At 45.9% G+C, this 24,338-nt stretch carries 14 protein-coding genes; 1 reads left to right on the forward strand and 13 read right to left on the reverse strand.

Features of this window, described 5'->3' with window-relative positions; all coding sequences use genetic code 11:
- Positions 1-216 precede the first annotated feature (216 nt).
- Positions 217-11,055, forward strand: a complete 10,839-nt coding sequence (locus VIC_RS20715; protein ID WP_006962234.1) for a VCBS domain-containing protein — start codon at positions 217-219, stop codon at positions 11,053-11,055.
- Between the two features lie 113 nt (positions 11,056-11,168).
- Here the strand turns inward: VIC_RS20715 and VIC_RS20720 are convergent, their stop codons facing one another.
- The 13 genes from VIC_RS20720 to sctD form a co-directional block, all read right to left on the reverse strand.
- Entirely contained in the window at positions 11,169-12,482 is a 1,314-nt protein-coding gene (locus VIC_RS20720) for an HlyD family type I secretion periplasmic adaptor subunit (RefSeq protein ID WP_006962235.1), read from the reverse strand.
- Positions 12,475-14,625 (reverse strand): peptidase domain-containing ABC transporter, encoded by a 2,151-nt coding sequence (locus VIC_RS20725; protein ID WP_006962236.1) that lies wholly within the window; start codon positions 14,623-14,625, stop codon positions 12,475-12,477. Before VIC_RS20725 ends, VIC_RS20720 begins: the two co-directional genes overlap by 8 nt.
- Positions 14,622-16,259 (reverse strand): ABC transporter transmembrane domain-containing protein, encoded by a 1,638-nt coding sequence (locus VIC_RS20730; RefSeq protein ID WP_039952400.1) that lies wholly within the window; start codon positions 16,257-16,259, stop codon positions 14,622-14,624. The genes VIC_RS20725 and VIC_RS20730 overlap by 4 nt, the downstream gene beginning before the upstream one ends.
- 309 nt (positions 16,260-16,568) lie before the next feature.
- The gene (locus VIC_RS20735; RefSeq protein ID WP_006962238.1) at positions 16,569-17,747 is read right to left on the reverse strand and encodes a hypothetical protein; all 1,179 of its coding nucleotides are present in this window, start codon (positions 17,745-17,747) and stop codon (positions 16,569-16,571) included.
- Between the two features lie 20 nt (positions 17,748-17,767).
- A complete protein-coding gene (locus VIC_RS20740) occupies positions 17,768-18,247 on the reverse strand; it encodes a hypothetical protein (protein ID WP_006962239.1) in 480 nt (159 codons plus the stop codon).
- Between the two features lie 68 nt (positions 18,248-18,315).
- Positions 18,316-18,906 (reverse strand): type III secretion system translocon protein SseD, encoded by a 591-nt coding sequence (gene sseD, locus VIC_RS20745; protein ID WP_006962240.1) that lies wholly within the window; start codon positions 18,904-18,906, stop codon positions 18,316-18,318.
- Between the two features lie 14 nt (positions 18,907-18,920).
- Positions 18,921-20,360, reverse strand: coding sequence for a type III secretion system translocon protein (locus tag VIC_RS20750; protein ID WP_006962241.1), 1,440 nt, complete (start codon positions 20,358-20,360; stop codon positions 18,921-18,923).
- Positions 20,353-20,826, reverse strand: coding sequence for a SycD/LcrH family type III secretion system chaperone (locus VIC_RS20755; protein ID WP_006962242.1), 474 nt, complete (start codon positions 20,824-20,826; stop codon positions 20,353-20,355). The genes VIC_RS20750 and VIC_RS20755 overlap by 8 nt, the downstream gene beginning before the upstream one ends.
- A gap of 9 nt (positions 20,827-20,835) precedes the next feature.
- Positions 20,836-21,627, reverse strand: coding sequence for a secretion protein EspA (locus VIC_RS20760; protein ID WP_006962243.1), 792 nt, complete (start codon positions 21,625-21,627; stop codon positions 20,836-20,838).
- A 48-nt stretch (positions 21,628-21,675) separates the two neighbouring features.
- Positions 21,676-22,251 (reverse strand): type III secretion system translocon protein SseB, encoded by a 576-nt coding sequence (sseB, locus tag VIC_RS20765; protein ID WP_006962244.1) that lies wholly within the window; start codon positions 22,249-22,251, stop codon positions 21,676-21,678.
- A 271-nt stretch (positions 22,252-22,522) separates the two neighbouring features.
- Positions 22,523-22,867, reverse strand: a complete 345-nt coding sequence (locus VIC_RS20770) for a hypothetical protein (RefSeq protein WP_006962245.1) — start codon at positions 22,865-22,867, stop codon at positions 22,523-22,525.
- Between the two features lie 56 nt (positions 22,868-22,923).
- Positions 22,924-23,112: an EscE/YscE/SsaE family type III secretion system needle protein co-chaperone gene (locus VIC_RS20775; RefSeq protein ID WP_006962246.1), complete on the reverse strand. Its 189-nt coding sequence runs from the start codon at positions 23,110-23,112 to the stop codon at positions 22,924-22,926.
- Positions 23,113-23,120: 8 nt separating this feature from the next.
- Positions 23,121-24,326 (reverse strand): type III secretion system inner membrane ring subunit SctD, encoded by a 1,206-nt coding sequence (gene sctD / locus VIC_RS20780; protein ID WP_039952405.1) that lies wholly within the window; start codon positions 24,324-24,326, stop codon positions 23,121-23,123.
- Between the last annotated feature and the right edge of the window lie 12 nt (positions 24,327-24,338).

Below are 24,338 nucleotides of genomic sequence, written 5' to 3' on the forward strand. Positions count from 1 at the left end.
TTAATCCAATCTATACGCTCACAAACTGATCGGTTAAATAATAATTCGAAGCGTCCACTAAATAGTTACTAGTAATATATTTGGATACACTGGCGCACATTTAAGAAGAACAACCTTAACTCTAATTTTTTCTTTAAAAATTATTTAATTAGCTAGCGAAAGCCCTATCTGTGTATTTTACTTAACAGAGAGCAACCAAGATTCGCGGATGAGAAGATGGCTAAAAACAACAACGTCAATACAGATAAAAAAAATACCAAAATAGAGATTGAAAAAAGCAGCGAACTAAAGCCAAAAGAAAGAACAAAAAAGAAGAAGCTCAGGCTGCATTCACACCTGAGGGTTAACATCCCACTCTTCCAGTCTCTCATGATGATCTTACCATCATTAGCTAAGCACGCAGAAGCTACCGAGGGGTCAGGTGATTCTACCCATGACAACGATGTAACAACGACAAACAGTGTTGCAGATGAAACCATCGTCGATAAACAAGAAAATGCAGCACCCTTAGAAGCCACTCATCAAAGCACTCAAATAAATGAGCGCCAAGAAAACCCCAATACCACTGGAAGTGAGGGCCCTCATGGAGCAAGCACGCATTTAGTTCCTTCCCACCACCTATCTACGCTTTCACACCCGCAAGTTCATTACATCCCTTCGACCTCCATGCCAACCATTTCTGCAGGAGGTAACGGTCAGCCAACTCATTCAAACACGCCCCCTACACCAACTTTACCAGTCACTTTTATTCCAGAGGTGATCAAGGGGACGTACGGAGAGCTTCATGTTGATGTAAACGGCCAATACACGTTCGTATTAAACCCAAACTCACCTCAATACATCTTGCTGAATCAACACCAACAAGGTACTGATCACTTTGCGTTGCATCTTTCTAATGGCGCGAGCATCGTTGTTCAGATACCGGTAACTGGTAAGCAAGACTTACCAAGTATTTCTGGCGATTTAACAGGGGTCGTTACCGAAGATCACAATATCGATTCACAAGGCTTGCTGCATGCGAATGGTAAAATTGACGTCATTGACCCTGACCAAAATGAAAGTTCAGTCACTCCAGAAGTTATTTCAGGTAAATATGGCTCATTAAACATAGAGGCCGATGGACACTGGCAGTATCAAGTAGACAACTCGCTTTCTAACGTTCAAGCATTAACCGGGGCGACTTCACTGCATGAAAGTTTCACGATCCACACTAAAGATGGCACGCCGCAAACCATTGATATGACCATTGGGGGCAACGATGACAATGCGGTTATCACCGGTGTGGACGCGGGCTCGGTCTTAGAGGATCTAACTACTCAAGTACAAGGACAACTTTCAGTAACAGACCCAGACCTTGGAGAAGACCATTTTCAAGCCTCTCAAGTTAATGGCCATCTAGGTACGTTAACCATCGGCAAAGATGGAGCATGGACTTACGACCTCGATAACACCAATCCAACCGTGCAAGCCTTGGGTAAAGGCTCGACGGCGACTGATACGATTACCGTTCATTCGGTAGATGGTACGCCACATCAAATCACAGTCACCATTAACGGCACCAATGATCGCCCTACTATCTCCGGCACCTCAAGTGGCGCAGTGATCGAACAAGGTTTGAATACGGCAGGAAAACCCGATGCGGCAGGGAGTTTAAGAGTAACTGATTTAGACAAGTCTGACACCATTACGTGGGCAATTAACCAACCCCAAGGCCAATGGGGAATGTTGTCGATTGATCAGAATGGACATTGGCACTATCAGCTAGACAATTCGACCGGTGGTGCCACGGATAAGCTCGCGGCTGGTGAGCATCAGTCTGAATCATTCTGGATCACCGCTACCGATTCAGCTGGAGCAACAGTCCCTCATAAAATCGTTATCGATGTACAAGGTAGCAACGACAAACCGATTGTCAGTGCGTGGACTCAGCTTCCTGCGGGCAAAGAAGATCAACCTTTAACCATAAAAGCTTCTGATTTGCTAACGCATGCAAGCGATGTTGATAGTAGCGATGTTTTGCATGTGACGAATCTGCAAGTCACTCACGGACACCTGGTCGACAACAAAGACGGCACTTATACCTTCACGCCAGACAAAGACTTCAATGGTGAGATTCGACTCACCTATGATGTCGTTGACGGCCATGGTGGTAGCGTCAGCACTCAAGCTAAGTTTGACCTTACCGCAACTCCAGATAACGCGATTATTACAGACGCACAAACCAATGCAGACTTAAGGGGAGTGACTGAAGATCGTGGTTACATAGATACCCACTACCAACTGCATTACGACGGCAAACTAAACATCCAAGACCCTGATGCGGGAGAGGCTCAGTTTGATCCGAATATTGGTCCACAAACCTATCAAGGTATTGGCTACGACACCAAGCTCGGTGGTCATATCCTGATAATGCAGGATGGTCGCTACACCTATACCATCCGAGATCATCAACCATTGGTGCAGAACCTGAAAGAGGGTGAAACCATCACTGATGAGTGTGTGGTGAAATCGCAAGATGGCACCCCTTTCACCATAAAAGTGAGCATACACGGCACTAATGATGCGCCAACCTTAACCGCCCAACACCACTCTGTAACGGAAGATGGTTCTTTGTTATCAGGACAGATGGTTGGGAGTGACATCGACCACGATGCCACTCTAACTTATTCCATTGCTCAACCCGTTGATGGATTAACCTTTAACGCGGATGGTAGCTATAGTTTTGATCCAACAAATGCCAGCTATCAACACCTCTCAAAAGGGCAGACGCAAACAGTCACTATTCCCGTCTCGGTCACAGACGAGCATGGCGCAAGTACCACTGAGAATCTTGAGATTGTAATTACAGGCACCAACGATGCAGCTACGGTGTCAGGTGTGGATACTGGTGATGTGCATGAGAATCAGGCTGGGAAAAATATGTCGCCTGACTACGCCCAACCGGGCATGGCGAAAATTAGTCATGATGCACTCACCACCTCAGGTCAGTTATCAATTGTTGACCCAGATACAAATGAAGCAACGTTCGATACCAAGGGCGGAGTTTACTCTTATCATGGCCAATATGGGCACCTGCTACTTCGAGGCGATGGACACTGGGACTATGCAGTCGCAGCGGGACAAACGGATTGGCAACACCAAGGTGTTAGTACAACCGCAGGCTCAACCATCGACAAGCTCGGGGCTGGAGAAACTCTAACCGATACCATCACAATTCAAACCAAAGATGGTACTACCCATGACATTGTGGTCACGATTCATGGCGACAATGACGCGCCTTATGTTTCTGGTGAAGTTCAACTTAATTCCGGGAAAGAAGATTTACCACAAACCCTTACTCAGGCTGAGTTACTCGCCAATAGTATTGATGTTGACCATAATGATATAGGCAAACTGAGCATTGCCAATCTGCATGCCGACCATGGTTCTATTCTTGATAATAAAGATGGCACTTATACCTTCACGCCTGATAAAGATTACAACGGCCAAGTTCACTTTACCTATGATGTAAAAGACGCACATGGTGGGGTTACCCATGCAGGGGCGACGATGACATTGACTGCCGTTAAAGATGCCGCAACATTCTCGGGACAAGACACAGGACATGTTCAAGAAGATGTGCATGTTCAAGGTACTTCGCCTAATACCGTTGCAGTGTCTGGTGTACTCCTTGTTACTGACCCTGATGCAGGAGAGGCGCAGTTTATTCACAGCCGAAATGTGCATGCTGTAAGCGATCCGTTCGGAGGAAATTTATCGATAGGTAAAGCCGGGGATTGGACATACTCAGTACCTAACCCCAACATTCAACACCTTGCTCAAGGTGAGAAAGTGGATGTAATTTATCAAGTTAGAACGCGTGGTGGTGATACTCATGACATCACTGTTACGGTGATGGGTACTAACGATCAGCCAACAATTACAGCAACGACACTGGCTCACGGCACAGAAGATACACACTACCAAATGCAGGCGAGTCAGTTCGGATTCACCGACGTCGATACAGGCGATACGCTTCACTCTATAGCGATCACTGATCTGCCACCAGCAGCTCAAGGTAAGTTTTTACTCGATGGACACGACATCACCGCAGGTCAGAGTATTGCAGCCTCCGATATCGCTAAACTTCAGTTTGTCCCTACCCCGAACTTCAACGGTGATGTTCAATTCAAATTCACGGTGAATGATGGACATGTCGATTCACAAGAAGCAACCAACACTCTGCATATTGACGCGGTTAGCGATGCTGCACAGTTCACTGGCCGCGATACGGGAGATGTTCATGAAGGACATACCTATACAGCGCCAGACGGTTCTATGTCTGGCGGATACGTCGATGATCGTTCACCAGATCATATGCATGGAAACATCGGTAAAATATGGAACGATGAAATACACACTGATGGCCACTTGAGCATCGTTGATCCAGACTCCGGTGAGAGCCATGCTAAAACAGGCACTTACCAGGGTACACACGGACATGTGATACTCCAGAGTAACGGAGATTGGAGCTACTACGCTTCCATAGGTCAAGACGCGACGGGTAGAAAAATTGATCATCTAGGTCAAGGTGAATCGATAACCGATACTGTTACCGTCAAATCGGCTGATGGTACCACTCACGACATTCATATCACCATTCATGGCGACAATGACCGTCCGTACTGCTCTTCAGAAGTTCAGCTCAACAGCGGAAAAGAAGATCTCGCACAAACCATCACAACAACTGAGTTGCTTGCAAATACTGTCGATGTGGATACTAACGATGCCGGGCAACTCTCTATCGCAAATCTGCATGCGGATCACGGCACTCTCGTCGATAATAAGGATGGTACATTCACCTTCACTCCAGACCATAATTTCAACGGTAAAGTGCATTTCACTTATGACGTCAAAGATGCTCATGGTGGCGTTACTCATACTGGCGCGTCTACCACGCTGTTGCCGAGCAATGATGCTGCCACACTGCAACCGACACTCGCCTCAAACTTTGTAACTGAAGATCATCTTAAATCGGGAACCAGCACCAATGCGTTATGGTCAGGTTGGAAAAACCTCGATATTCAGGATATTGACTCGCCATCGGAAGCGAAAGTTACTCAAATAGAGGTCAACGGTGTTAAGCATACGGTACCAGCAAACTTCGCGATGAACCTTGCAGGCGTCCACGGTACCTTCAACTTCACTCATTCAACCGATGGCCACGATAAATGGAGCTACAGTGCGGACAATAGTCATACTGAAGTTCAATCACTAAGTCACGGCGATTCACTGACTGATACGATCACTCTAATCACCGCAGATGGGACACGAATCCCGCTGACAGCCAAAATCTTAGGTACCGATGATCATGTGATTATTGATACGCCTGACGCATTAGCAGCTGCATTGGGAACGGCTGTTGAGGACAAGGTTACCTCTATTTCAGGCACCTTACTCGCGCACGATTCCGACAGTAAAGATTCCGTCACCTTTACCGCAGGTAACTCTGTTGGCGCTTACGGTACGCTTCATGTGGATAGCAATGGGCAATGGCATTATGACCTAGACCACTCAAAGGCCAATGCGCTACAACAAGGTGAGACAAAGGCAGAAGGCTTTGATATCACAGCGATATCGACTGACGGCTCAACCGCAACTAAACATATTGAAGTGCTAGTTCAAGGGAGTAATGACAAGGCAACGATATCCGTCACCTCAAACCCAGATGTGTATGAAGATCGCTCTTCAACGCCCGTCGAGATCATATCAGGTAAACTGAGTGCCCTCGATCCTGACCACGACCAAGCAGCATTCTCAACGGATGTGGGCAAACGCCATGATCCATTTAACAGTGGCGTGCACGGTGGTCTTCACATTTCCAAAGATGGTTCTTGGACTTATACCGTTAACAACAGCCAAATTCAGCAATTGGCAGCTGGGCAAGAGGAGCATGTCCAATACAACGTACATACTGTTGGCGGTGATTATCATGTCATTGATATTAAGATCGTGGGAACCAACGATATACCAACCGTATCCGCAACCACTCTTGCCCATGGCACGGAAGATACACACTATCAAATGCAGGCCAGTCAGTTCGGTTTCACTGATGTCGACACTGGCGATACGCTGCACTCAATCGCGATCACTGACCTGCCGCCAGCGACTCAAGGTAAGTTTGTACTCGATGGACACTATATCACTGCTGGTCAAAGTATCGCGACTGCCGATATAGCTAAGCTTCAGTTTGTCCCAGCCACCGACTTTAACGGCGATGTTCAGTTTAAATTTACCGTTAACGACGGACATGCTAGCTCTGCAGAAGCAACTAACACATTACATATCGATGCGGTTGGAGATGCTGCAACCATATCAGGTGTAGACACAGGTAGTGTCACCGAAGATAGGAATGTCCATCCTTCAGTACAAGGCAACTACTCTAATAAATTAGAAGCTCAGGGACACCTTACGGCCATCGACCCTGATGCTGGAGAATCAGGCTTTGATTACCACACGCTGATCAGCGCTCCCTCGCATCCTAACTGGGCACCTTACCGATCCGCACTTGGTGGTGAGTTAGAAATCGATCAACAAGGAAGATGGCACTATTACATCGATAATCGTAAGTCTGAAGTTCAAAGTTTAGGCGTAGGTGAAACGCTCACGGATACCGTCACTATCCAATCTAAAGATGGCACGCCACATGTGATTACTCTCACTATTAATGGCACCAATGATGATCCCGTTTTATCGGTAACCCAAACCACTCCAACAACGGGCACGCTGACCGAAACTGATGTTGACGTGAACGACACGCATACCTTCTCTGTCGTCAATTCAACAGGTCAATTCGGTTCGCTATCAGTCGACCCAGATTCAGGCGCGTATGTGTATACAGCCAACGGTTCGGTTGCTGGGATGAGTTACAACGCGGCGACACACACATATCACGGCACCGATGTGTTTGAAGTCAAAGTGGCTGACAATCACGGTGGTGAATCGTCAAAGTTCATCACCTTTGATGCCAACGGTCATGTTTCAGTTGTGTCAGGTCAATCACCGACGATTTCAACCTCTGTGCCTTCCAATCCACTGGTAACGAACACACAGCCAAGTTTACCAACTGGGACAAACACTCCGCCAAATAATGCGGTCACCGTCGACATAGCGGCATCTAGTGATACTGGTACTTCCGATACCGATAACCTCACTAAAGACAGCACTCCAACAATCACCGGGCATACGGATATTCCTTACTCACAAGTCACCATCTATGATGGCTCCACACCTATTGGGCATGCGGTATCTGATGGCTCGGGGCAGTATAGTGTGACGGTAAGCAGCTTATCGAATGGCGATCATAATCTTTCTGCCAAAGCGTTGGCTCCTTCTTCAGTTTTACCAGCAACATCATCCATTCTTTCATTGCATGTTGATACTGTAGTCGCACCGCTTCAAGTCTCGTTAACCCACGACACAGGAATCAATTCGTCTGATTTGATCACTCACGATGGTTCACTGACTATCACTGGACAAGAAACAGGCGCAACCGTTGAGTACTCGACCGACAACGGACACACATGGACATCGAGTTTCACCCCTCAACAAGGCTCAAATACCGTTAGCGTGAGACAAACTGATATTGCCGGAAATGTTTCCGCGAGCAGTTCTTTAACTTTCACTTTGGATAACACCGCCACAGCACCAAGCGTTTCCCTTACCTCAGATTCAGGGAGTTCCTCTTCAGATAATATTACTAACGTTGGAGATCTGAACGTTGGAGGCATCGAACAAGGTGCAACAGTGGAATATTCTACTGACAATGGTGTGCATTGGAGTACTCAGTTCACTCCAAATGAGGGTGTTAATAACGTTCAAGTTAGACAGACTGATGTGTCGGGTAACGTATCTCCTTCTACATCGCTCACCTACACCTTAGACACTCAAACCGACATACGAGTGAATTCCGCTCAGGTCGACCAACATGGTCAAGGCATGATGGTGCAAGTGTACTTACCTAAGGATTCAGAAGTCACGCTTCTCGAAATTACCAGTGACGGCGGTGGCGCGCCTCTGCTTGTCGACCTGAAAACGGTGCAGAGACAAGGGACGGGGACAAGTGTTAGTCACCCTGACCATCAATATCAAGAGTTTGTTGGCATAGACTTATCTTCGTTACCGGATGGTCATTTAACAATTCGAGTCGCAGGCACAGATGCTGCAGGCAATACCGTCACTGCTCAATCATCAGCAAGTTCGAATTATGTATTAGACACAGCCGCTAGCGTTAGCGATGATAGCAACACAGCCGTTGAAGACTCAACGACACCAGTCTCAGGCAACCTACTAAGCAACGATGCTGATGCGACTACTGTTACCACAACAGGTGACATTCAGGGTACTTACGGGACATTCCATTTAAGTTCAGACGGTCGTTACACTTACACCTTAAACAACCAACTGAGCGTAATTCAGCAGCTTGATTCTACTTCATCACCTCTCGTCGATAGTATCGCCTACACTGCGCGCGACAACCATGGCAACCAAGCGACAGCGCATCTTGCGATATCCATCCAAGGCACCGACGATAACCATACTCCCGTCGTCACTGCCCATTCCGTTTCAACGAATGAGGATACAACTCATACTTTTTCTACCGCCGAATTTGGCTATACCGATCAAGATGGCGATGCCCTTCACTTCATCACCGTTGGCCAATTGCCTGCAAATGGTTTATTGCTTCTCAATGGCAAAGCGGTAACCACCAACCAGCAAATCAGTAAAGCTGACTTAGACGCCGGTCATTTGACCTTCACTCCAATCCACAACGAAAACGGTACCAACTATGCGCACTTTACGTTTACTGCCAATGATGGCCAACAAGATTCAGCAAGTGCGACAATGACATTGAACGTCAATGCAGTGAATGACGATCCAACTGTAGGTTCTAGCTTCAAGAGTTCTCCCGAAGATACGCCTATGCGCTTTACGAAAGCCGATTTCAAATATTCCGATGTCGATGGTGATGCACTGAGCCATATCACCATCACTCATGTGGCACACGGGACACTGAGTTTAAATGGGCATAGTGTGAGTGTTGGCGATGATGTTTCCGCTGCAGATGTTTCTTCGTTAGTCTTCACTCCAACACTCAACTACTCCAGTGCCGGTTTAAACGGACTAGGAGCTGTCCAATTTACAGCGAATGACGGCCACACTGACTCGAAAGAAGGATCTATATTCATTAATATTGCCCCTGTCGATGACCCTGCCACATTCAGCGGTGATTCCACAGGTCGCACTCAAGAAGATACTCATACCCAAGCCTCTGGCACATTGAGTGTGACTGATCCTGATGGCACACAAGGTTTCATTGCCGTTCAAGGTGGCGCTGGCATTGTGGGAAGCAAAGGATACGGGCACGCCCACATAGACAGCAACGGACATTGGACCTACAACCTCTATAACAACCACACGATTGTTCAACAGTTGAAACAAGGACAAACTGATACTGAGACAATCACCGTACAAGCAAAAGATGGTACAACGCATGACATCGTCATTACGATAACAGGTACTAACGACGCACCTACTGTCTCAGAACACACCCCGGGTAGCAGTCACTCAGTAAACGAAGACACTAACCCGAACGCTAGAGGGCAACTTGATATAAGTGACATTGATGGTGATGCAGTTAGCGTAACTGTAGACCCAGGCCAAAGTGCTCAATTTGGTTCTGTTCAATTTGACAGCCAAACCAACACTTGGGCTTATCACTTAAACAATGCCAACCCTCAAGTTGATGCATTAAACGACGGCGATACACTTACCGATAGGTTCACATTGCTTGTCGATGACGGACATGGAGGTAAGGTTTCGAAAGAGATTGTCATGACCATCAATGGTCACACCGATCCTATACCCTACACGCCACCAACCATCAGTGTCACTGTCGATACAAGAAATGCTCACCATGTGACTGCGGGTATTACCGCAAGCACAGTACAAGCTTATGCCCATAGCATCGGACAATCCGCTCGAACAGTGTCAGGTCACCATGAGATTGAAGGTCATGGGCACAGTGAAATATTCATTGTGCAAGGCAGCCTTCACGAAGAAGCTGAACTGAAGAGTGGTAATGATATCTTGTATATAGGAGGTCGATTAACCGACGAGGAAATCGAAGGTGGGAGTGGTCGTGATACGCTCATTCTAGGTGCTTACAACCGCAACAATGCACCAAGACTGCACAGTGACAAAATAGGTAATATGGAAATAGAAAGTATCGAAAATATTATCTTGGGTGACGGAACGGTATTGAAAGGTCACTTGCCACCTAACTTCCCTTCTATCGGACACGATCACTATGAAGTGCCAGTGAATATCCAAGCCCATTTATCTTCCAGTGATGAATCGGTTTCGAGTATTCGACTTACTCACCTACAACAAGGGTTAACGCTACAAAGCAATGGACATAACATCAATGCTAATCAGGATGGTAGTTACACCGTGCCAACCAATGGGCATTTGGTTGTCATCTCCGCACACCCAATCAGCAGCGGGCATCACTATTTTGAAACAGAGGTAACTACGCATAACTCAGTAACAGGCGTTACCGCTGTAACAACAGAAGATCTGCACGGACATATTCAAAGCCATGTAAATCCGCCGTCTCCACCACCACCGCCAGTTCAACACGATGAGCCAGACTTCTCACCGTTAGATAGCGTACAGGACTTTACGGTCACTTTAGACGACTCGTTAAGTGCGGACGCACCTTTGGATAATCATGCTCAAGTCAGTCATGAACACCCTGTTGGTGCTGCGGCTTATTTGGATGCCCTAGGTATTCAGCCGAATGCATCGAATACCACCGAGCACGATCAGCCTGCTGACATGGACATAGTGCTTGCACAAGTCGACCAACAACATGCTGCAGATTACGATCAAACGCATTTGGATATGTCGGATGCACTTGAACACCATGATGCAGCCAATAACCACAACCAAGATGATGAACACCATCATCACAACGACGCAGATGGACTACCAGACATAGATCCAAATAACTAATGGTGGGTGATTAATCATTAGTGAAGAAAACAAAAGGGAGCACGCTATGTGCTCCCTTTTTAATGATTGTTTCTTGTATCGTTCTGAACAAAGAAGAGTTGTGACTCTTCAAGTTACCTTTCTCCGAATGCAACACTAATATTGGTATAGATCGGCTTCCAAAGGTATTGGAATACTGACTTCTCGCCCGTCGTAATGTCTACCTCTCCCGTCATACCGGGAAGAATAGAAAAGCTTTCAGGGTTATCACGGAAGTATGGCGTTTCAACAGACACCACAACCTCATAATAGATTTCACCTCGTTCACTTTGGCTTGTTGTTGGTGAAATACTCTCAACCTCCCCTTTTAAAGCACCAAAACGGCTGTAATCAAACGCATCAATCTTAATTCGAGTTGGCTGACCTACGTTCACGAAACCAATATCCCTCGGTGATAAACGAGCTTTAAAATCCGCTTTTCCGCCGACAGGGACAATCTCAACTACAGTGCCACCCGGTTGAATAACGCCACCGTTCTGCGTACTTGGTAGGCTTTGCACTAAGCCTTGTAGTGGTGACACTAACATGGTGTTCGTCAATTTCGCTTGGCTTGAACGCACTCGTGCATTAAGTGCCGACAAATCTGATACTGCTTTGGATCGATCGTCACTTACTTTTGCTTTGGCTTCTGCAAGAAGTTGTTCGATTTTTTGCTCATTGCTGTCTGCCTGTTTAATCAGAACCGACTTCTTGCCGCGAGCTTCTTCAATTTTCTGCTCTATGCTGGCCAACTTTTGACGCATTTCAAGTACACGTAAACGAGAGATGTTCCCGGCTTTATTGCCTTTTTCCAAGATGTTCAGCTCTTGCTTAGTCGCATTCAGCTCTTTGTCGTAGCTAGGTAGAGACTTTTCTACGACACGAAGCTGCTCTGCAATTTGCTCACTGTCCTTTTCCAACACAATGCGCTTTTGATAGTAGAGCCCTTTTTGAGCATTTAACTGCGCCTTTTGTTGGCTAACGATCTCCGGGAAATCAATTTCAAATTCTCCAAAATTCGGCTCACGGTCATCTAGCAAAGCGTTCATCCGCTCGATACTCGCAAGTAAGGTTACTTGTTGAGATTTCAACTCTTCTAGGGCTGTGCGCTGGAAGGTAGCGTCAAATTCAACAAGTGGTTGCCCTTTCTCTACCAATTGACCTTCTTTAACAAGAATTTGCTTTAACTTGCCGCCAATGGCGCTTTGTAACACTTGCTTTTCCCCTTCAGGAATCACCGCCCCCTTTGCTTTAGCGATTTCATCCACTTGAGTGACCACAGACCAAGTGACAAAAGCAATGACACACAAGGCAACTGACCATGTCGCTAACGCCAATGTTCGAGCTGTATTTTGTGATTCAACAAGCTCGCCGTAACGCTTGCCAGTCTCGATAGGTTTTTTAGCCATTAGCGACTCCTTGCTTTGACTCTACTTTTTGCTTTGGTAACTCTTGTGTGTCAGATAACTGCTGCTCTTGAGACTCGGATGGCTGCTCCAGAGGACCTGCATAAACCACAGCCCCCTCGTCTAACACCACGACTTTATCAGCAAGCTTAATCAAGTCAGGATCATGTGACGTATATATCACCGTTGCTTTTCCTTTCTTCGTTGCTAAGAACTCACCAAATACACGTTTAGCATTGGGATGGCCATCAGGCACCGGGTTATCCATTAGGAACATGGGGTAGTCATACACCAAAGCTTTGGCGTCAATGAGGATCTGAGCGACAGTACCTGACAACATGTCAAACAGGCTATCCGGCTGGATGCTGCTGATAGAGGTATCCAGTCCGTCAGGTAATGTGGAGAACCAGCGCTTGCCCCCAACCATATCAATGGCAGCTATCATTTTCTGCTCTTCAACTTTATGCCCATCGCTTAACCACTCTCGAATACTCAAGGTGAGTAAGTCGGGGTAAGCCGCGCGAATGAAACACCAGTGTCGATAAAGCTGTGGATCATACTGAGCAAGGTTTACCCCTTTCAGCTCAACCATGCCGTTTTGAATAGGCAGTAAACCGGACAACACTTCAATTAGTGTCGATTTACCACTGCCTGAAGGGCCGGTGATCGCCACAATATCGCCCGCTTCAACATCAAAACTTACCCCATTCAATGCAGGGCGACTTTGTTTAGGGTAACGGAGAGTCACTTGATCTAACTTCAAGTTCGGAGCGACCGTTGGCAATGGGTGATGCTGGTAACTGAATTCACGTTCAGACGGCTGAGACAGAATACGATTTACCTGCAGCTTAGATTGATTAAAGCTATTAAAACGCATCGCGCTGTTTGCCAGCACTTGCGCAGGCCCTGTCACTTTGGAAATCAACATCATTGATGCAATCAAACCACCGGGCGTCATCACTTGCTCGAAAATAAGTCCAATACCTAAGCCCATGACAGCCAATGTTGAGCCCACTCCGATGAAATAATATATCGAGGTGTATCGACTTTGCAGAACCGCTTGATTGAACGTCACTGTAGAGGCAAGCAGATTGGCCTTTTGGAAACGTTGGATCCAGTGCTCTGAAAACCCAGCACTACGAATAAAGGCAAGCTTGGAAGACAACTCATTCGCCATATTTTGACGATTCGTGCCGGCTACCGTCGATTGCATTGAGCGCTTACTACTCGAACGTATTGAGCGCTTAGCTAACAGGTAATACAGGACCAAAGAGACGATTGGAACCAGTACCAGCCATCCACCTAGCACACCTATAGCAAGGACAAAAATGGCAATGAAAGGTAAATCAAACAACGCATTACCGAGTGGTCCTGATAACACACCTGAAATACGCTCAGATAACATCACTTGGTTTTGCTGACTAGACGAGGCAGTTTGCTGGTTTTGCGCATAGCTATTTCTTAATAATCGCTGCACAAGGGATTGAGATATCTCGCGGCTGACTCGGTTGGACACAGAAGCAAACACTCGACTACGCAATGTTCTTAACCAGCCCATCATCACAAACAACAAAGCAGCCCCAATGGCAATACCTTGCAGTTCGTGCCCAGCATCGCCACCGATTACATGGTCATAGATCGACATCGTGATGAATGGCACTGCGAGAGCAAATAGATTGGTGACAAAGCTGACCAAGAGCAATTTAGGAATGATAGGACGAAAAGCATGTAACCGTTCACCAACCCAATCCGGAGTAGCCTTCTCCAATGGCGCCCCTTCGATCACAATGCAAAATTGAGGAGCTTCTGAAACGTCTTCATTGCCATCAACAGCCACAAACTGTTTTGACTCCAAGTAACCAGAAACCAATTCACTTTCACTAAGAACTAGGAGAACTAATTTGTGATCGCCGACTTCATCTAGGTTAGCAACCAAGCGATATGGCAAGGCAAGCCTATCAAACAGGGCAAACATATCATCTATTGATTCAATTCCGTTCTCATCAACCCATTGGCGCGCGAACAGTTGGATATTCGCATTTACTTCCAACTCCCTGAGCACAGAAAGGCTTTCAGTTTCCAGTCGGTTCATCGGCTCATGTTGACCGTCTATTTCGCCATGGCGATTAGCATCTAAACGATTCATGCAATGACCTCCTGCTGAGTAGAACTGTCTTCGGCAATCGAACCGTTTTCTACTCTAATTGTTCGACTCGCTATTTCGCGAAGTTTTGCATGATAGCTCACCATCAATATGGTTCGCCCTGCCAATACTTCTTCTTCCAGCACCTTAACCAGGTTACCGAGAGCATTGAGGTCGAGCGACGAATCCGGTCTTTCTAGCATGATAACGGGCTTGCCACTCGCTAATTGAGCCGCAATATTGAGCATTTTAATATTGCCCATACTCAACAAAGAGGCACTTGTATGGCCGATTTGTGTTTCTAACCCATCAGGTAAACGGGTAATTTCTTTGGTTAATCCCAAGCGGACAGCGTAAGCATTGGCGCTTTGTGTTCTCTCAGGATCAAAGCCACACAAATTGTCCAGAATCGTACCTGAGACTAACTGCCCTTTAACCCCGCAGTAAGCTGTAGCTTGAGCGACAGACGCAATAGAAACAGCTTCGCCATTAATGAAGCACTCACCCGCGGCTAAATCATCAACCCCTGCTATCGAAGAGAGTAAGTGACTGTTGGTATGGCGATCTTCACTCTCTAACAGCACCAGTTGACCTTTATTTAGCGTCACATCCGCACTAGCGAGTTCACCATATCTTTCAACAGTGGCTTGCTTGATTTCTAAAGTCTCAAAGCCAGAGAAGTTCAGCTCAGAACCATCAGAATCACGCAGTGACAAGTCCCCTAACTTTTCAATTGCCTGATTAGCACTATGGATTGAATTAAGCTTGATTCGAACCCCAACCAGAGCGCTCAGAGGCGCAACAGCTCTACCCGATAAGATGGAGCATGCTGCTAACCCCCCCGTGGTCAATTGGCCATCCAATACCCACAAGCTCCCGGTAATCACCAACAAAACAGAAGTCGCAAGCGCAGCAAGCTGAATACACTCTTGAGCGAAAGCATTCTGCTCTTCTTCTTTGGCTTTGGATTGAGATCGGACATTATTGAGCGATTTAAACTGATTAAAAATTCGAGATTCAACAGCCTGACGTTTAATACCCTGAATAGTTTGGCTAAGAATGATCAAGAAGGCTTTTCTTTCTTGCTCATCTTTAGAAGCTTCTTCACTTAAACTTTTCACGCGGATAGAAGACAGCCAAACAATACCGAGCGTGACAAGCCAAACTGCCACAGGTATCGCCACCAGCTCACCGCCGATATAAGCCACCAGACCCAGAAAGATCAATGCAAAAGGCAGATCGATAAATCCAGAGATTATTCCACCAGAGTACCAATCCTTAACTTTGGATACCGATCCTAGCCCCTCTTCGACACCACCCACACCGAGCTTACGAAGGTGTCCTGATGATGCAGTCGTGACCCTTTCAACTAAAGTTTGGTAAGTGGCTTTTTCGGTATTGCTGGCCGCCGCAGACAAAAGCCAAGTACGAACAAAACGTATGAGTGCTTCCATGGCTACGGCTAGTGTCGCCCCCGCTAAAAGCAGTGTAGCCGTACCATAACTTTGATTGGGAAGAATGCGATCGTAGATCTGGAGGACCGTTAATGGAACGGCTAATGACAAGAGGTTAATAAGTAAAGAAGGCAGTAAGACTTTCCTTACAACCCCTTTGCTTTGTACTGATGTAACGGGCATACACAATCCTTATCCGAGCTTATGAAATAAGATTGGTATATTCTATTTAGTTGTGCAAGGTAAGGTGCTGATTTAATTTAGTTTTAAGATATTGGTAAAACTCAGTTGTTTCCATCAAAATTTAGATCAAATAAAGATTATTATTAGAGCTTCTTATTGATTAAGAATGTTTGTATAGCTCATATTTTCAGGTTATGAGTAAACTTTTATCCTAAATGATTTTGCTCAAAGATGAGTTAGAGAAACCTGTCGGGATTATATCTGGGCTAGATTATTCTAAGCCCAGATTGATTTCCTATCGTTGACTGTTTACTGAAGCAGAAGAGCAAGTTGACGAATATCAGGGCTCACATCATCTGAAAGCATCAATTGATTTAGTTTCTGTTGAAAGTTATCAATGACTTGATTTCTCTTTTCTAAATCCTTTCTTAACGAAGCATTAGCCGCATTTTTCGCGGCCAACAACATTGCGTGAGACTGCTCCTGTTGCTTAGCTTTCTCACTAGCTAGGTGAAGTTTTTCGTCTTTGTCTTGAACTTCACGGGTACGATCATCCCGCTCTTGCTTAACTGAGGTCAGCTCATCAGACAAACCAGACACCTTCGTAGACAGGCCGGAAATTTTGCTAGACATATCTGACGTCCTCATAGACGTCGCACCAGACATCACTTCAACTGTAAGTTGGGATTTGATCTTATCTTTATGCTGTTTGAGTTCGTTGTCCGCTTTTTCCTTCGCCTTCTTGGTATTGTCTAAGTTAAAGCCCAGTATCTTGTCCCCTGCTGCACCAGCCCCAAGTTTGGCTAGCTTAGTCGTCGACATAACACTGCCAGCGGTACCAAGCACGGACGGCACAGAAACAGTGCCAGCGAATAGTGTGCCTACTGTCAGCCCAAGTCTTAGTACAGCCGAGGTGGCTTTGGACCAGTACTGCGCTCTGTCGTCATTCATGCCCATTTTTTCAAGCAGTTTATACGTTAAATTCGAGATGGTATCTGAGCCCATTTTCAGCCCTTCACCACCATGTGCTTTGCTATACCAATCTGCGGCTGCACAGCCTGCATCGGAAACCGCTAGCGCAAATGCCACTCCCGCCGCAGCGACAAGTGGCACTCCTAGTCCACCACTAAAGACAGTTGCCGCAATAGCCAACCCTAGTCCCACTCCCGCTATCGCAACGTTAAACAGCTCTTTAAAGAATGTACATTTTGCTACGTCTACCCCAGCTTTCTTAGCCTGATCATAGAGAGCCGTCGATTTTTCGAGCAGTTGTTTTGATTCTGTCGTCGAGGTTTCATGATTGCTTAAATACTCTTTCTGAGCTGGTGTGATGGCTAAATCTAGATGATCGACCGTATCCGCTTGGCTTTGTAAAGGCACTTGTGAAATATCAAAGCTTCTTGCCTCTTGCTTTGGGGAAGATTTCGGCATCTCTAAGTCTAAATAATTGAGGCCAGCAAGCTGTTGAGAAGAAATCTCTATTGGCATGGTAATACTCCTACTACTTGTTATTGAGTAATCTCATCGAGTAATGACTGAGCAAGCGCACGAATCTCCGGTTGCTCCGGAATAATAAAGCTTTGCTCAATACAGGTGTGCAACGCATCTACAGCTTCTGAATGCTTTTCCAGCGATAGATAACATTGACCCATTCTGAAGGTCACCCCAGCGTCACATGCATTCATTAAGGTCGAATAACCGTAGAAGATCAGCGCATGTTCAAATTGATCTAACGCGTGCAGCGTGGAGGCCATACCAAACATGTATTCGCGTCGCCAAGGATTGTTCATCACCAGATAAGTAAAATGTGTCAGAGCACCGGACATATCTTCTTCTTGATATTGCTCCAGTGCGCTTTGATATGCCTGATCTAATTCTGACTCTTCAACACCATTTAATTGCGCCAGAGTTTTATGCCCGTTAACGACGTCCTGGATGGATTCGGCAACTTGATTAATGTCGACTGGAAGGAAATTTGTATTTGTCATGAGATATTCCATCATCGGTAAGGCACCGAATGAACGGTGCCCTACATTTGGTTTACGTAAAGAACGGATTAGTTGTGAACCGCTGATGCGATGCGCCCATGAAGTTCAACTAACTCTTTGACCAATGAACGCATCTGCTCTGAGATTTGACGTGCTTTATCACTGAGTTCGTTTACATTTTTGGCGTAGTTTTGGGCGTTCATTGCTTTGAATTCGCCGTCCATTTTTTCCATCTCAGCGTCTTTAGTAATGGAAGCTGAAACCATAGAGCCAGCGCCATCAACACTTTTTCCGAGTGCCTGACCTAGGTGTGTCGCACCTTCGCCAAATTTTGACGTTGCACCCACACCGACCATACCTACGACCCCTGACAGGATCTGTAAGCCACCGGACCAAGCTGCAGATTCAAAAGCACTCTTAATTGCATCTCGTTTAGTGTCCATCGACGCTTTTTGCACATCCCATCCAAGCAATTGCTGCTTCTGGTTATACTCTTGGAGCACGTTGCGCAGTTTTTTAAAGATCTCTGCCAGTTTTACAATCAGTTCGTTAAGCTGAGCAATCGCATCCATCGCTTCACTGCCAGAGACATCATGGTCGTAGCTCGTAGAGCTTGCTGCATTCACTGGTGCGTTATTTGAAACTTGTACTTCACTCATAATTTCCCCCTTAGCTACACTGCTGATGTGGCAATGCGAGCCTGTAACATGCCTGTTTCATTGATCACTTTGCTTGCACCATCTAAGGTGTCGCCTTGTTTATCAACTAAATCTTTGATGGTTTTGGATTGCTGTTCTTTGGCTTTGTCGTACCAGTCGTAGCAGAACTCCATCAGGTTTTGTTTCAGGATCAAATCTTCAATTTGTTTTTGAAGTTTGGCTTTTTCTTCAGTCACAATGCCGCTGGTGATGGCTTTGCCAGACCCGGCTGATGCACGAATAAGATCAAGTGAGGTATAGGTACACGCTTTGATGACCGTTTTAATGACTTCATTGCGCACCATAGTAGTGACCTGTTTAGTGATCTCTTGGGCGGTAATCTGGGCACCTTTCTCGATGGCCGCAGTTGCCGCTTTTTCTACCGACTTAGTCACGAGTTGCTGAATCGCCTCTTCACTGAACGCTTTACCTAAAGACTTAGCAATTTGGCCACCCCGTTCAGCGACTTGCTCTACTCCTTTGCTCACGCCGCTCATCAACTGTTTGCTGACCTGCTCTGCCACTTGTTCGGAGACTTGTTTACCGACTTGCTGCGCAATGTTTGTGACTTCTTGAGTCGAGCCTTTACCGATACTTTCGACTAGCTTCGGTGCGGCTTCTTTCATTGCGGTTTCAGTGCCTTTGGCGATAGAGCGAGTGGCTGAAATAGCTCGGCCTGCCTGGAAGATATCCAGTGCCATGCCCACGATCTCGGCACCCAACTGCACTTTACCGGCGACATCAATGACTTTCTGACATTTCTCTTTGTCCGCTCCACACAGAATTGCCGTTTCCGCAGCGGCTTTGACCATTCCGGCAATGCCTGCAGTGAGGTAAGCCGCGCCACTAGCCATATCCAATGCCCCACCTGCAACATCTCCTACGGCTATTCGCGCGGCACCTTCAATCAGTTTGAATACGCCGACAATGGCTTCCACAGCACCGACAATCCAGTCGAAGATCGCACCGAAGATACCGCCTTTATGGGCTTTCTCTGCTTGCTCGATTCGCTTAGCGAGCTGTTCCTGGAACTCTTTGACTTGCTGATCACGGAGTACGGCTTGAGTATCCGTCATTAGTCGACTGGCTTTAGCTGCTGCATTCGCTGTATCACCAAAGGTTTTAAGTCCTAGATTGGCTGCCATAAGAACCATGTCGTTCATGGAAGCTTTTTCTAGCTGACTTACTGTGACGTTGTCACCCTTATGAAATGCCGATAGTACGCGCTGCAATGCCTGACTTGCTATGTCTGAGCTGACCACGCCCGTTTTTGTTTCGCGGTCAATTACATCAACAAGACCACCCGGTGTTCCAGACGAAGGCAAACGTGCTTTGGTTTCCTTACTTTTATCAAGACGCTCAGTTTCCGAAGTGCCCGTTACTGGCATTTGGGTATTGAAGTTAACACTAGTCATGATGCACCTCCTGAGTAAATTGAGCTAAGGCTTTGTTGGCCTTCTCGGCTATTTCATCCCAAACCCCGTCTGGGTGACAATCGCATACGCGTAATGCCGCTTTGTAAGATTTAATGGCGTACTCTTTATTGCCAACGGCAAGATAGTTATTGCCTGCATAGTAAGGGCTACGAGGGTCTTCCACTTTGACGATGCCTGCACGACCAAAACAGAAAATCGCTTCTTCGTGTTCTTTGAGTTGCTGGCAGCATGTGCCTAGTGCAAAGAAGTAATCAAAGTTCCACTGATCAATTTTCATTAGTAAATAGAAGATTCGCTTGGCACCTTCGTAGTCCCCGTAGTTCATTAGCTGGGTTCCGTATCGATACAGAAGATCGAGATCTTTCTCTTCAACGTCAGCCAACATTTTTAACGAGCCGCCTTGTTGCAAGAATGTCTGCAAGGTTTCAAATTCTTTCTCTACCATAACGGCCCCCTATCGGATGTTTTGAGCAATGGACTTGTTCATCTCTGCCAGCATGGTTTGCATGCTGTTCAGCAGGCTGACAGTGACATTGTAGGTTTGCATGATTTTCTGAAGCTGTAGCTGTGATTGGGAAACGAAATCGGACGCACGGTTAGAGACTGTGTCGAGTGCCGCTTTTACCGCTTTGAGTTTGCCCTGATCCAGTCCACCGGCTGCTTGCAGAGTGTCTGCGATGTGCTGCATGTGTTCTTTGTTGATACGCTGACCAGACATATAGCCCACTTCAGGTAGGCTCCAGATGTAATCGCAAGCCCGCTTTCCATCGACCTTAATGCCATGTTGATCCATATAAGTCACAACGTCCTGCCAGCTGTATGACTGCATACCCTCTGGGCCACTGGCGTCAATTTTTGCTTTCAGTTTGTCGAGATATTTAGCTGATGGATCGTTGGTTTTGAGGTAGTCACTAATAGACTTACCGTCAACTGAGAAACCATTGTCCTTCATATACTTCACGACTTCAGGTGGTAGCTGACCTGTTGCTTTGTCGCCCTCTTTAGCGACTCGGGCAATCACTTCGTCTACACGGTTAGCCATGTCCTGAGCAGAGCGAGATACATCCGCTTTGGCTTGCATCTGACCGTATTTAGCATCAGCTAATTCAGACAGAAGATTCATGAATAAATATAATACCGCAACGCCACCTGATAATACGCTATCGCCTTTAATAGCATTTTCAATTTCTACTTTGTCATTTTCTTTAGACAAAGGAGCACTCACGCTGTTATCGACTTGAAGCATAACAACTCCTTACTATTATTTTATTGAACAGATTTATCGTTTAAATAATTAACGAATATTCTGAGCGATGGATTTATTCATTTCAGCTAACATGGTTTGCATGCTATTTAAAAGGCTGACGGTCACGTTGTATGTCTGCATCAATTTTTGTAATTGAAGTTGAGATTGTGAAACGAAATCTGACGCTCGGTTCGATACGGTTTCTAGCGAGGCTTTAACCGCTTTGAGTTTGCCCTGATCTAGGTCCTTACCGTTAGCTTCTAGGTATTTATCAATGGTCTTGCCATCGACGGTGAACCCGTTGTCTCTCATGTAGTTAATTACTTCAGGAGACAGTTGTCTTGTCGCTTTATCGCCTTCTTTAGCAGCTTCCGCGACTTTTTCATCGACACGGTTTGCCATGTCCTGAGCGGTACGTGACACTTCAGATTTTTTCTGCATCTGAGAGTATTTGGCGTCAGCCATTTCAGACAGTAGATTCATGAACATATACAGCACAGCGATACCACCGGAAAGTACAGTGTCACCACGTGATGCAATAGTATTTTTAATATCTTCACTTTGTTGAGAGTTGATGATGCTAGTACCTTGAGTACCTGATGTATCATTAAGATTAACAGCCATAATATTTTCCTCTTATTAATAGGTTATTACTACAAGCTGGGTTCTAAATTGGAAAATCACCATTTAGCATCTCAGTTTGTAATTCTATATTACCGCCCGTTTGATCTTTTTATTTCTAATATCCCCAACCAGTACAAATTGGTGGTTCGACCAGTTTGTTGAATATATTTTCAAATATTAAAACAGTTACAAAAAAACCGGCATAACAATATCGCTATACCGGTAAGGGACCACAGTGGTCATTGACGAATAAGAGATGAACTTTAGAGAGTTACATATATTTCTTTAACACTCGTTTTTTGGGCTTAGGAGATGATTCCGGCTGCTGATCTTCGGAATCTCCCATGGTTTTGAACCCTTCCTCCAAGCTTTTAAAGTTGCTCTCAAGCTGGGTCACTTTCGACATAATGGCTTGCTGAGAGTTTTGAAAACCCTCGGGAAATGCCTGATTCAGCTTTTCTAATTTTCTACGTGCATCTGGATCGTGCGCAGATTTTTCGGCCAAAACCTGAATTTCACTCTGCAGTTGTTCGAATTCCTTCATTTGTTCAGCAAGCATACTGCGACGGCTGTTGAGGTCATCCATTACGGATTTAATGTCGTTGAATGTATCCATAATTTTCTCCGGTTTTTAAAGTGGTACGGTAGAGTTCGTTTGATGTATAGAGCTTGTTACTGATATCGCTTAGCCAAAATACTGATCACGTCTTGAGCAGCGTAAATGGCATGGTAGAGACTTTCCGCAGTCTGTTTTGATCCTTTATTCAACTCATTTCGAGCCGCTTCTAACTGAGAAATCAATTCGTCTTTGCTTTCAGGATTCTCCTTAAGCGTGGATTCCAGTTGTGTAATTCGAGCCATAACGCCTCCTATAAAATGAATGGTATGTGTATAAGTTCGCCATCTCGACTGAGGTCTAGCCCTTTCAAATCAATGTGACTTACCACATAACCGCTATCGAGTTTGCTGTTCAATTTAAGTCGAGTTCCGTTGCTAAGCTCCACAAATGGGTGGCTGCTGTTACCACCAAAACTGACGATTTGCCCAGACAGATAACGGGATAAATTGTCCCTTACTGGGATGTTCTCAAATCGGACATCAATGCTTTGGCCTGTGTTCGCCATCAACTCACTACTCACCTGGCGAATCTGACTGCGGACATCATCTTGAAACTGCCCCGTTACCATGATGCTGTCTTGACGACGTTCCACCATCAGGCCTTGAAGTAGCCCTTTGTCTCTAAGTGCTTCAATGAATTTTTGCACATAGCCACCAATATCGTTTGCCACTTGCCAGTGTTTAAGCCCTTGAACTTGTTCTAATTCACGAGTCACTTTGTCCCACTTTTCACCAGATTGAATCGCACCTGAAATTCTGACTTCACCCATTCTTCGTGATGGAAGAACATTGATGTTCTGATAACCATTTGCGCTCAATACCGACTCAACGTTGCTGATCAATGTATCGGTACAAACCGCGGAGTTGGTGAAACGTATCGAATGCAGTTTCAACCCTTCTTTTAACTTGGCCATGGCGGTTGAGTTGTCGCAGTAACCTGTCAGCGTCACTACTCCATCAGGGCTCCAGTTTCCTTCAACCTGATGTAATGCCGGAACATTGAGTTGGTGTTGTAACCATAATTGCGGGTCGAACACGGGTTGTGTTTTAGCCGGTAACATCAAGGTAAATGCCATTAGAACGATGGTAATCAGTGTCATTGCCAGCAACACCACCTTTCTCCATCTGCTTTGGCTGTTTTTTACATGCGCCGGTAACTTTTGCCACTCTAATGCTTGCTCTGCCTTTCCTATAACCAGGCCGACACCACAAATTTCTATCGGTTCTCCCATCGGTAAGGCTTCTTCGGTATTTGCCAGAGAGCCATTTGCCCAGACTTTAACTGTATCCCTGACAAACACACCTTTTTCATCAACCCTGATATTCAATAACTCACGCTCAGCAAGTGGCACCATGATGTCGCCGCTAGGCCCCATTGATAGATCGCCCTGAGGTAATCTCAGTTCTCTACCTTGCATTGGGCCTGTGAGCCATAAGAGCTTGGTACTATTTTCCATAGCCACTCCCAC

It is taken from the genome of Vibrio coralliilyticus ATCC BAA-450, from assembly GCF_000176135.1.
GTDB lineage: Bacteria > Pseudomonadota > Gammaproteobacteria > Enterobacterales > Vibrionaceae > Vibrio > Vibrio coralliilyticus.